Annotated in this window: 15 protein-coding genes; 4 read left to right on the top strand and 11 right to left on the bottom strand. The window is 37.1% G+C overall.

Annotated features, from left to right (window positions below; all coding sequences use genetic code 11):
• Positions 1 to 6 precede the first annotated feature (6 nt).
• Positions 7 to 1,188: an FtsW/RodA/SpoVE family cell cycle protein gene (locus NYE73_RS04360; RefSeq protein WP_048394707.1), complete on the bottom strand. Its 1,182-nt coding sequence runs from the start codon at positions 1,186 to 1,188 to the stop codon at positions 7 to 9.
• Positions 1,189 to 1,248: 60 nt separating this feature from the next.
• On the bottom strand, positions 1,249 to 1,530 hold the full coding sequence (locus NYE73_RS04355; protein WP_004224778.1) for a YlaN family protein: 282 nt from the start codon (positions 1,528 to 1,530) through the stop codon (positions 1,249 to 1,251).
• 182 nt (positions 1,531 to 1,712) lie between these two features.
• Here NYE73_RS04355 and NYE73_RS04350 point away from each other — a divergent pair, with 182 nt between their 5' ends.
• Together NYE73_RS04350 and NYE73_RS04345 are read left to right on the top strand one after the other, a co-directional pair.
• Positions 1,713 to 2,213, top strand: a complete 501-nt coding sequence (locus NYE73_RS04350) for a peptidyl-prolyl cis-trans isomerase (protein WP_259950998.1) — start codon at positions 1,713 to 1,715, stop codon at positions 2,211 to 2,213.
• Positions 2,214 to 2,224: 11 nt separating this feature from the next.
• Positions 2,225 to 2,428, top strand: a complete 204-nt coding sequence (locus NYE73_RS04345) for a YlaI family protein (RefSeq protein WP_048394712.1) — start codon at positions 2,225 to 2,227, stop codon at positions 2,426 to 2,428.
• Between the two features lie 54 nt (positions 2,429 to 2,482).
• On the opposite strand, the gene NYE73_RS04340 is transcribed toward NYE73_RS04345, so the two are convergent.
• The 5 genes from NYE73_RS04340 to typA form a co-directional block, all read right to left on the bottom strand.
• Positions 2,483 to 3,277: an ABC transporter permease gene (locus NYE73_RS04340; RefSeq protein WP_081010995.1), complete on the bottom strand. Its 795-nt coding sequence runs from the start codon at positions 3,275 to 3,277 to the stop codon at positions 2,483 to 2,485.
• Positions 3,270 to 4,037 (bottom strand): ABC transporter ATP-binding protein, encoded by a 768-nt coding sequence (locus NYE73_RS04335; RefSeq protein ID WP_048394715.1) that lies wholly within the window; start codon positions 4,035 to 4,037, stop codon positions 3,270 to 3,272. Before NYE73_RS04335 ends, NYE73_RS04340 begins: the two co-directional genes overlap by 8 nt.
• A gap of 1 nt (position 4,038) precedes the next feature.
• Positions 4,039 to 5,031: an ABC transporter substrate-binding protein gene (locus NYE73_RS04330; protein WP_259950999.1), complete on the bottom strand. Its 993-nt coding sequence runs from the start codon at positions 5,029 to 5,031 to the stop codon at positions 4,039 to 4,041.
• A 215-nt stretch (positions 5,032 to 5,246) separates the two neighbouring features.
• Complete coding sequence (locus NYE73_RS04325) at positions 5,247 to 5,645, bottom strand: YlaH-like family protein (protein WP_004224772.1); 399 nt, start codon at positions 5,643 to 5,645, stop codon at positions 5,247 to 5,249.
• A gap of 30 nt (positions 5,646 to 5,675) precedes the next feature.
• The gene (gene typA / locus NYE73_RS04320; protein WP_054549845.1) at positions 5,676 to 7,520 is read right to left on the bottom strand and encodes a translational GTPase TypA; all 1,845 of its coding nucleotides are present in this window, start codon (positions 7,518 to 7,520) and stop codon (positions 5,676 to 5,678) included.
• 138 nt (positions 7,521 to 7,658) lie between these two features.
• Between typA and NYE73_RS04315 the strand changes: the two genes are divergently transcribed.
• Positions 7,659 to 7,844, top strand: a complete 186-nt coding sequence (locus NYE73_RS04315; RefSeq protein ID WP_004224770.1) for a DUF5325 family protein — start codon at positions 7,659 to 7,661, stop codon at positions 7,842 to 7,844.
• A 42-nt stretch (positions 7,845 to 7,886) separates the two neighbouring features.
• Here the strand turns inward: NYE73_RS04315 and NYE73_RS04310 are convergent, their stop codons facing one another.
• Positions 7,887 to 8,681 (bottom strand): inositol monophosphatase family protein, encoded by a 795-nt coding sequence (locus NYE73_RS04310; RefSeq protein ID WP_259951000.1) that lies wholly within the window; start codon positions 8,679 to 8,681, stop codon positions 7,887 to 7,889.
• 212 nt (positions 8,682 to 8,893) lie between these two features.
• The gene (locus tag NYE73_RS04305; RefSeq protein WP_004224768.1) at positions 8,894 to 9,091 is read right to left on the bottom strand and encodes a hypothetical protein; all 198 of its coding nucleotides are present in this window, start codon (positions 9,089 to 9,091) and stop codon (positions 8,894 to 8,896) included.
• Positions 9,092 to 9,217: 126 nt separating this feature from the next.
• Here NYE73_RS04305 and NYE73_RS04300 point away from each other — a divergent pair, with 126 nt between their 5' ends.
• A complete protein-coding gene (locus NYE73_RS04300; protein ID WP_048394721.1) occupies positions 9,218 to 9,844 on the top strand; it encodes a YktB family protein in 627 nt (208 codons plus the stop codon).
• A gap of 103 nt (positions 9,845 to 9,947) precedes the next feature.
• On the opposite strand, the gene NYE73_RS04295 is transcribed toward NYE73_RS04300, so the two are convergent.
• Both NYE73_RS04295 and NYE73_RS04290 read right to left on the bottom strand, forming a co-directional pair.
• Positions 9,948 to 10,235 carry a UPF0223 family protein gene (locus tag NYE73_RS04295; RefSeq protein WP_054549842.1) on the bottom strand — a complete coding sequence of 96 codons (288 nt, stop codon included), beginning with the start codon at positions 10,233 to 10,235 and terminating at the stop codon, positions 9,948 to 9,950.
• A 20-nt stretch (positions 10,236 to 10,255) separates the two neighbouring features.
• Positions 10,256 to 11,215 (bottom strand): NAD(P)H-dependent flavin oxidoreductase, encoded by a 960-nt coding sequence (locus NYE73_RS04290; protein ID WP_259951001.1) that lies wholly within the window; start codon positions 11,213 to 11,215, stop codon positions 10,256 to 10,258.
• Positions 11,216 to 11,295 lie beyond the last annotated feature (80 nt).

Here is an 11,295-nt window from a genome sequence, read left to right as displayed (position 1 = left end):
CCCCCTTTATGATTGTGTTTTTTTCCTCTCTACCTTTTCAAACATAGAAACATTGATCAATATTCCCATCGCTAAAGATAGAATGATTATAGATGTACCGCCATAGCTTATAAAAGGTAACGTTACACCGGTTAACGGGATTAACCCGGTTACACCCCCAAGATTAATAAATGATTGCCAGCCTATCCAGCTCGCAATACCAGCCGCAATCATGCGTGCCAATGGATCTTTTGTCCGCAATGCAATAGAAAAACCTTTATATACAATAAATCCCAAGCCACATAAGACAATCAAAACGCCCCATATCCCTAACTCTTCCATTATGATTGCCATAATAAAATCTGTTTGTGGTTCAGGCAAATATCCTAATTTTTGAATGGATTGACCAAGGCCCCGCCCTTCTAAGCCGCCTCCGCCAATGGCATAATAACTATTCACCACTTGGTGACCACTACCATCCTCATACTCAAATGGATTTAAGTAAGACAATATCCGTCCTTTTCGATTTCCTGTTAGTAGCTCTCCCTTAAATATCCATAGAATACCAAGAATTGCTGTACCAAACGCACCTAATACACCAAAAAATTTCCAAAATGTTCTAAATGGAATACCACTTGAAGCTACAACTGAAACGGCAATACCACATAGAATAATCACTGCTCCTAAGTCTGTTTCAAAGGCTACCCCAGCAACCACTAAAATCCATAGAAAAATTGGGTAAAAAATTTCAGTCGGTTGTAGCTTTTCAAACGTATATTTTTGCGCTTTTCGATAAAAAGCAGCTGCAAAATATAAAATTATAAATAGTTTCGCATACTCTGAAGGTTGAAAATTCCCTAAACCTGGGATAGCAATCCAACTTTGAGAGCCTACTTCTTCTGCCCCATTCCCTGCTACTTTTACCCATGTAAATAACACAACCAATACAACAGTTAGCAATAACATAATATTCTTATTCGCATAATGTTTATATGGGAAAAATGCTGTGATGATAAAGCCAAGAAATGCTACCATTAAATTGGTCACTTGCTTTTGATAAAAATAATCAGGTGCTTGACCTTTTTGAACAATAGCAACCATCATACTTGAACTGTAAATCATTATTAACCCAAATAAACTTAATAATAGGACCGTAAAAAATAAGGGATAATCAAAATTTTGTGCATAGCGTTTTAAGTATTGTCTCATTGGAAAACCTCGTTCTAGTAAAAAAACTCAAAGCGCAAAGAAGCGTTTGAGTTTTTCTTTTTATTTGTCTGTATACGCGTCGTGTAGTACAGAAAGTTCCTTCTCGAGTGAATCGAGAATTTCTTTGCCTTTTTCACGTTCAATCAATCCAAGCTTCACAGCAAAGTCAATTTCACGTGATAGACCGAACATTTGTGTATCTAATACTTCCTCATATAAAGGGCATTGTGGCATTGTTAAATGATCCATTTGTACTCGAATAAGGCGAGCAATCTTATCTGCATCAGCAACTAATAGCTCCAAAGCCTTCTCTTGAAAAGAAGTTTGTGATTTCGTATCCATGAGGACGCCCCCATTATCTGATATTTCTTCGATTCTATCTTAATAAAGTTTATCTTTTAGTCGATAAAAATGCAAGTGTCTTCATTGGAAAATAGAGAATTCGAATTATATTTCTTTATTATCTCTAGGCATTAGCGTTATACTATGTCATGGATATACAAGATTTGAGGAGGATTTCTATTATGGAAACAATAATTCCTATCACAGGTGCAGTCACATACCAACTAACATTAGATCCTACTGTGTGGATTTTCGATGATCGTAAATTAGATTTAAACACTTACTTCACTACTCAAAATGTTGAGGAAGATGCTGACGTCAAATATATGCGTGAAGTAGGAGCACACTGGTCACGTGAAATTATGGAAGGAGCAACTTTCCCACCTACATTAAAATCAGAAAGGAAATTTGACCGTAAAGGAATGGAGACAGGTACATTTGGTATCGAATTAAGTCATTTCTTGAAGAATGCTGAAATTAAACCAGAAGCAACAAAAATCGTCTTAACTTGCAAAGATGGCGAAGAATATCCTTTCACAATTGAAGAAGCTTATACACTTATTTTAAAATATAGCCAAGACGGTAAGCCTCTTTTAGAAGACGGTCCCATCCATGTATTACTAAGAGACGGTTCAAATAGTGACAATCCTATTAAAAACGTATCAGCCATTCGCGCTGAATAGGAGGGAATGCAATGCGCGTTAAATGCGTTATTTGCGATACGATTCATAATTTAGACGATAATTTACCTTTGGCAAAAAAATTGCGAAATCGACCAATTCATACTTATATGTGTGATATTTGTCATGATCGCATTTCGGAAAATACTGTAGCACGAATGGAAACAGGCAATTTCCGTTTTTATCGTACTTCACCCCAGATGGATAAAGAATTTTAACTAAAGAACAGATTAAAAAGAGGTGACTCTATTTTGAGACACCTCTTTTTTATACTATCCATTATTTTTAATAATCGTTTTTTCAACTAATTCTACAACTTGATACATAATGGTAGCAAAAAAGGCAATGATCAGAAGTGACATAAGGACAAGGTTAAAATTAAATACTTGGAAGCCATAGATAATTAAATAACCAAGTCCTTTTGAAGCTACTAAAAATTCCCCTACAATAACCCCTACCCATGATAAGCCAACATTCACTTTCAAGGTCGAAATGATTGTAGGAAATGAGGCTGGCAAAATGACCTCACGAAAGATTTGCCATCTTGTCGCTCCAAAGGTTTGTAAAACCTTACTATAATTCGGATCGACACCTTTAAATGCCGTATATACAACAATCGTTGTTATAATGATGGATATTAATGCACCCATAGCTATGATAGAAAAATAACCTGGGCCGAGTGCAACAATCAAAATCGGACCAAGTGCTACTTTTGGCATCGCGTTTAAAATTACTAGATAGGGATCGAGTACTTTTGATAGTAACGGGGACCACCACAAGACAACAGCTATCAATGTTCCTAATAAAGTCCCCGCTAAAAAGCCAATTACGGTCTCCATTAATGTAACACTCACATGCAATGTTAAAGAACCGTCAATGACTTTCTCAATAAATGTATGCCATACATGAGTTGGCGAGCTAAAAATTAACCGATCAATCCATTCTAATCTTGAAAGCAGCTCCCATCCACCAAAGAATAGCAGTAAAATAATAAGCTGATATATTCGAACATAGCGTTTTTCTTTTTTTAACAACTGCTGATATTGCTTAAATAATGTATTATCCAAGGCTCTCCAGCTCCTTCCAAATAGTTTGGAAAATATCTGCATAGGCTGGATGCTGTCTTACATCAAAAGGTGATAGTTCATTAAGGGCTTTAGGTATTTCAAACACTTTGTGAACTGCCCCTGGGTTTGCAGAAAATAGAACTACGCGCTCACTCATTGCGATTGCTTCACCAATATCATGTGTCACAAGAATAGCAGTCTTTTTATAAGTTTTTAATGTTTCCACCACTAAATCCTCAAGCTTTAATTTCGACTGATAATCTAACGCTGAAAATGGTTCATCTAATAATAAAATTTTAGGATTTACAGCTAAGGTACGAGCAAGGGCCACACGTTGCCGCATACCTCCTGATAATTCTCGAGGGTAATTGTTCCCCACATGCGGTAATCCTACTTCCTGTAATAACGCATTGGCCGTTACTTTATGTGTTTTATGACTTTTTTCCATTATTTTTAAGCCGATTGTGACGTTTTCTTCAATGGTCTTCCAAGGAAATAAATAGTCCTGCTGAAGCATATAGCCAATGCTTGATTGATTACTCGCTGATAGCTTTTCACCATCTATATAAACATTGCCTTCAGTGGCAGGGAATAATCCTGCAATAATTGATAATAATGTGGTTTTACCGCAGCCACTCGGCCCAATAAACGAAACAAACTCTCCTTCATGAATGGCTAAACTGATATCACGTAATACTTCCTTTGCCTGTGTACTTGAAAAATAACTATGGTGAATATTCTCCAGCTGTAAAAATTCCATATTACTCAGCAGCCTTTTTGGCAAAAGTAGTGTTCACAAGTTTTTCATACTCCACTCGTTGAGGAAGTTCACCTGCTTCCTCCATAATTGTTTGCAAGTTATCCCACTCTCCTTCATCAAGGATTGGGTCAGTAGCATAAGAGCCTTGTGCTTTATATCGCTCAATTACCGTTTCAATTATCTCTATATCCACATTTTCAAAATACGGTTGAATAATTTTTGCTACTTCAGCAGCACTCTCATTTTGCACAAAATCCTGTGCTCGTTTCAATGCATTTGTAAAGGCTTGAACAGTTGAAGCTTCATCCTTTAAATAACTACTTTTGGCCATAAAGGACGTGTAAGGAAGATTACCAGACTCCGTTCCAAACGAAGCTACAATATAACCTTTTCCTTCTTTCTCAAAGACACTCGCAGTAGGTTCAAATAATTGAACATAGTCACCAGTACCTGATGCAAAAGCAGTAGCAATGTTGGCAAAATCAATATTTTGAATGAGCGTTAAATCATTTATAGGGTCGATGCCATGTTTTTTCAGCACGAATTCACCTGCCATTTGTGGCATTCCACCTTTACGTTGCCCCAAAAATGTTGAGCCCTTCAATTGATCCCACGAAAAATTATCTATCTTATCTCTTGCCACTAAAAAGGTACCATCCGTTTGTGTTAACTGTGCAAAATTTTGAATGGGATCATTTGCACCTTGTAAAGTGACATAAATAGACGTCTCCGACCCAACTAAAGCTATATCAATTCCATCTGACAGTAACGCCGTCATCGTTTTATCGCCACCTGCAATCGTTTGTAGCTCAACAGAAAGACCCTCCTCCTCGAAGAAACCTTTCTCAAGTGCTACATATTGAGGCGCATAGAAAATCGAACGAGTTACTTCTCCTACTTTGACTTTTTCTAGCTCTGCTTTATTACATGCCGTCAAAGAAAGGAGTAACAAAGCAATGACACCTAATAATAAACCTTTTGTAAGCCAACGCATTCCCTTTCCTCCTTGATGTGTTGAAAATAAGCCTATCGACATTAACTTATTCACATAAGAAGATTTCGGTGCCTATCATTTTTTAATTTGTGTAGAGTGCGGGTGTTTCCTCAGCTTGACTACAGGGGGAAACATACAAAAAAACAGCCTTAGCATTAAAACCGCTAAGACTGTTTATAACAGATAAAAAGTTCTTATTATAAAGTACGTAATTGTTATTGATTGGTAGCTTGTTGCTCTTCTCTTTTTTCACGCCATAGTCTTGTTTTATAGACAATTAGAATTAAGGCCGCTACAATCAGACCTTCAATCATTGGTAAGAATAGGGCGAAGAATGTAAGCATGATACAACCTAAAAATAGGAACGCATAAATAATAATATTTTGAGATAACTTTAATTTCTTGGCAAAGCCTAGTTTATAGACAATGGCAGAAAGTACAAATACAAGAAGAAATACAACATAACCTGCTATTTCATAGCTTGGTAAATTTTCATATAAAAATCTAGTGATACCAGCCATTCTCCCATAAACTCGGGTTGTTTCATCTGTACCTGTCTGTGCAGCAACTTGAATAACATTTAGTTCACCCAATAAAGCGGACTTCAGATCCAAGACTCCTCTTCCTTTCGTGGAAGCAAAAAATTATTGTTCAGCGTTTTTTAGTTTTTTCGCTATTCTTTCACGTTCATTTTTATCTAGAATTTGTTTACGAAGGCGAATAGATTCTGGAGTGATTTCTAAATACTCATCATCATTTAAGAACTCTAATGCTTCTTCTAGTGTTAATAGACGCGGCTTTTTAATAACGTTTGTTGCATCTTTTGTCGCAGAACGAACATTCGTTTTTTGCTTCATTTTTGTTATGTTTACAGTGATATCATTATCACGTGTATTTTCACCAACAATCATACCTTCATAAATTTCAGTACCTGGCTCAACAAATAGTGTACCACGGTCCTCTACTTGCATCATACCATAAGTTGTCGATTTACCAGTTTCCATTGATACAAGAACACCTTGGTGACGTCCACCAATACGGCCTGGAATATATGGTTGGTAACAATCGAATGTATGGTTAATGATACCAAAACCTTTCGTCATAGACATGAATTCTGTTGTATATCCAATTAAACCACGGGCAGGAACAAGGAATGTTAAACGTACTTGGCCATTGCCATTGTTCACCATATCCAACATTTCACCTTTACGCGTACCAATCGATTCAATAACCGAACCTACATTTTCTTCTGGAACATCAATTTGTACACGTTCAAATGGTTCACATTTTACACCATCAATTTCACGAATGATAACTTGAGGTTTTGATACTTGTAGTTCAAAGCCTTCACGGCGCATATTTTCAATAAGAATTGATAAATGTAGCTCACCACGTCCAGAAACCGTCCATGCATCTGGTGAATCTGTATCTTCTACACGTAGAGATACGTCCGTTTGAAGTTGTGAACGTAAACGCTCTTCTACTTTACGAGCAGTTACCCATTTCCCTTCACGACCTGCAAACGGTGAATTATTCACTAAGAAAGTCATTTGTAATGTTGGCTCGTCTATACGTAATGGTGTTAAAGCTTCTTGATGTTCCACCGGACATACTGTTTCCCCAACGTTGATGTCTTCCATACCTGAAACAGCAATTAAGTCACCAGCTTTTGCTGATTGGATTTCTTCACGTTTTAAACCAAAGAAACCAAATAGTTTCGTTACACGGAATTGTTTCACAGTCCCATCTAACTTCATTAAAGCAACTTGTTGCCCTACTTCAATTGTTCCGCGGAATACGCGTCCAATCCCAATACGACCAACATAATCATTGTAGTCAAGTAATGCCACTTGGAATTGTAATGGATCTGCTGAGTTGTCTACTGGTGCAGGAATTGCTTCAATTACCTTTTCAAATAGACATTGCATATTTTCTTCTTGTTTTGCTGGATCAGCATCAAGAGAAGCTGTACCGTTTACACCTGATGCATACACAACAGGGAAATCTAATTGATCATCATCAGCGCCTAGCTCGATGAATAATTCTAATACTTCATCTACTACTTCTAAAGGACGAGCTGAATCTTTATCAACTTTGTTTACAACTACAATCGGTGTTAACTTTTGTTCCAACGCTTTTTTCAGTACAAAGCGTGTTTGCGGCATACAACCCTCATACGCATCGACAACTAGTAAAACGCCATCTACCATTTTTAAAATACGTTCTACCTCACCACCGAAGTCGGCGTGTCCAGGCGTATCAAGGATGTTAATACGAGTTCCGTTATAGTTTACTGCAGTATTTTTTGCTAAAATTGTAATACCACGTTCGCGTTCAATATCATTAGAGTCCATTGCACGTTCTTCAACATGTTCGTTTGAACGGAATGTACCTGATTGTTTTAATAATTGGTCGACTAAAGTAGTTTTACCATGGTCAACGTGGGCGATAATTGCGATATTGCGAAGATCTTGACGTAAGTTTGTCATTATTCCACTCCATATTCTTTTTTCGAATGTTTAACTGTGATATTATAGCACAAGAAGGATAGAAATGTCCTTATTAGAATTTCCATCATTCTAAAAAATATATTTGATCGACAAATTTTTTATATAGGAGGCTAGGCTATGAATCGTGCAAAAATCGTAATGGCCATCTATGCATTGGCAGCTGTATTAGCAATGTGTTCTATCGGCTACTCTGTTGCAGCTAGTAATGTATTTGGTGTAATAGCTGGTATTGTGGCTACTTGTGTCATTTTCATGACAGCCTTTAAAATGAAGCGTAAACTACGTGCGCAAGGATTACTTTAAAGAACATAAAAAGGAGCTGTCTAATAAATAGACGGCTCCTTTTTATACATATGGCACTATATATTTTTCTAATAATTCTTTATGAATAGCGGGATTAGCAATAATAAATGTATCCTGATGAAGGAAATCAAAGCCTTCACCATGTAGATTTGTAGCAACTGCTCCAACTTCCTGAGCAATGATGGTCCCTCCTGCAATATCCCATGGTGCTAAACGCATAGAGACATAGGCATCTAATTTGCCACTTACAACAAATGCAATTTCCATTGCTGCGGAGCCATAGGACCGTGTACCGCGAACTTTACGAACCATATCTATCACCTTTTCATGGTGAATATGTCGATTAGGTGCGACCCAATGTGCATTTATGCCAATGACAGACTCCTCCATTGTAACAGACTGTAGTTTACGCAATGGTGAATCATTATACCATGCCCCTTGCCCCTCGATGGCACTAAATAAATCCTCCCGCATGACATCAAATATGTAACCTAACTTTCCTACGCCATTGACAAAAATACCGATTGAAATCATAAAATGGCGATGCTGTTTAACAAAATTCATCGTTCCATCAATTGGATCAATAATCCAAACTACACCATCTAGTGATTTAACCTGTTCGCCCATTCCTTCTTCCCCTAGAATTTTATGGGTTGGATCAAAAGCTTTAATTTGCTCAATAAAGAATAACTCCGTCTCTCGATCAATATTGGTAACGAGGTCATTTGCACCTGATTTTGTCTCAATTACTAGATTATACGAAAAAGCCTCTCGAATACGTCGCCCAGCTTCAAAAATAATATCTTTTGCAAATTTATCAATTTGTTGTAAATCCACTCATAACCCACCCTTCGAATATAAGAAAAGGCCTTTTATATTAATCGCTCTCGTATGTTTATGATGCCTTTTCCCACTACTTCACAACTTTTGCTATATAAAACCTAGTACTACCTTATGATATAATTTCTATTTTACCCTTTGTCACAATAAAAATCACCTGCTGTCGGAATATTCAGCAAGTGATTTTTTAAATGGGTATTAGATTTTGATTACGCATAGGCGTGCAAACTTTCAAGTTCCATCTGAATTTCTGCCAGACGTTTTTTACTTTTTTCAATTTCCATGTCATTTTTTTCATTCATTGCTGCAAAAAGTGAAGCTAATTCATAATCTAATTCTAATTGTAAAATGTGCTCATATTGCTTTTCAATGTCAACTTTACGTATAATTTTTACGAATGGTTTCATAAAAAACACTTCCTTTTTTTAATTTTTTTACAAAAACTTTACTCATTTGATAAAGTTCTTGTTATAAGATTTTTTCCCAAATTCAGCGTAAAATAAACCTTATAAAACGAAAGGAGTAAAATAAAATTGCCAAAAATAAAGTGGACAAACAAAGACTTTAAGGTTTTTACAATAGACGGTTTAGAACAAAGAATGGATGCTTTAAATTTACATGTACGTCCAAAATTCAATCAGCTAGGTGAAGATTTTTCTGCATTTTTCTCTAGCCAATTAGGTGAAGAATTCTTCCCGCATGTGGCTAAACATGCTCGAAGAACTGTTAACCCTCCAAAAGATAGTTGGGTTGCCTTCGCCCCTTATAAAAGAGGTTATAAATCATTGCCTCACTTTCAGATTGGTCTATGGCACACACATTTATTCATCGTCTTAGCTATTATTTATGAAGCGCCTCAAAAAAATGTTATGGCTGAGCGTTTACTAGCTCATAAATCTTTAATTGAGCAGCTTCCAGATGATTTTATCGTGTCAGGAGATCATATGTCCCCTGAGGCCGTTTCTCTCGAAGTGGCAAAAGAAGACAAGCTTGAAGAAATGCTTATTCGCCTACGAGATGTCAAAAAGGGTGAGTTTTTAATTGGCCGTCATATTCCAAAAGAACAAGCAACCAAACTAACAGCAAGCGAATTACATCAATTAACAGAAGACACATTTAACAGCTTACTTCCTCTTTACAACATTATTGTTGGAAAATAAGCTAACCTTATAAAGTTTTTTATTGATGTAGTTTATGCAATATGTCGTTTTTTAACACAAAAAAATAAAGAGTGGATGTGAGTTGATCTCACATCCACTTTTTTTAATGGCCATTTCTTGGGGTAACTTTTATAATCATCCCATCTTCGGCTTCCTTTGTTTGTTTTACAACTGGATAGCTAATGTAGCCACTCGCCTCTTCAAATTCGCGAAAAATTGATTTTTCCTCTGCTTGGGAAGGAACAATCTCTTTAAAGCGTCGATATTTAGCTAGCATAACTTCACGCTTGATGCCTTTTTCATAAGCTTTCTCAATTCCCTCAAAGAATTGAACAACATCCACAATCTCCTCTGTGGACCAATCAGTTGAAAACGGATAAGAGTATTCCATTCGACAAAACCACCTTTACGTTATTGCCCCCATTTTAACCGTATACTTTCAGCTTCTGCAACCATTCTCTTAATAAGGTCATCAACGGTTGGGATATCGTGAATCATTCCAGTCACTTGTCCAGCCCAGCCAAAGCCCTGTTCCTTATCACCATCGTAAATAAAGCGTTTATTTGCTGAACCACTTATATATTCTTTCAATGCCTCATATGTTGGTGTTTTTTCCTCAATTTCCAATATCTTTGTAGTAAAGTCATTGCGTAATGCACGAGCCGGCGCACCAATTGAGCGCTTAATAATGGTTGTATCTGCTTCAGTACTTGCAACTAGTGCCTCTTTATAAGCCTCAGAAGCATCAACACACTCTCGTGTTGCTATAAAACGAGTGCCCATTTCAATGCCTTCAGCTCCCAATGCTTGAGCAGCCATCCAGCCGCGTCCATCACCAATTCCACCTGAAGCAATGACAGGAATACTAACACTATCAACCACCTGGGGAACAAGAACCATTGTACCGACATCATCACGCCCAAGATGACCGCCACCCTCTTGACCCACAACCATTACAGCATCTGCTCCAAGCTGTTCAGCCTTTTGAGCTTGTCTACGAGCAGCTACAAGGACTAATTTTTTTATAGCTGTGCCTGCCAGTAAATTAAATATAGGCGCTGGATTTCCCCCTGTCATTGTAACAACTGGAACTTCTTCTTCGATTGCAACGCGCACCATATCCTCATAGCCTGTACCATGCATGCCAATCGCAAAATTTACGCCAAAAGGTTTATTTGTTAATGTTCGTACCTTATGGATCTCTGCTCGTAATAATTCAGGATCTCGTAAACTCATAGCCGTTATTTGCCCTAAACCACCAGCATTCGACACAGCTGCGGCTAAATCAGCATATGCTAAATAGGCTAATCCCCCTTGAATAATTGGATATTTAACCTGTAAAAGATCCGTCACACGTGTATTCCAATTCATAGTACCTCCCCTTTCGTTCAATACTATTTTCTCGGTATCCTGAAAAAAATCCTTTTATTTTTTAGGAAAAGCCTATTTTT

Source organism: Lysinibacillus sp. FSL K6-0102 (genome assembly GCF_038003545.1).
Classification (GTDB): domain Bacteria; phylum Bacillota; class Bacilli; order Bacillales_A; family Planococcaceae; genus Lysinibacillus; species Lysinibacillus capsici.
The sequence above is the reverse complement of the archived record's forward strand: the minus strand, read 5'-3'. Positions and strand labels throughout refer to the sequence as shown.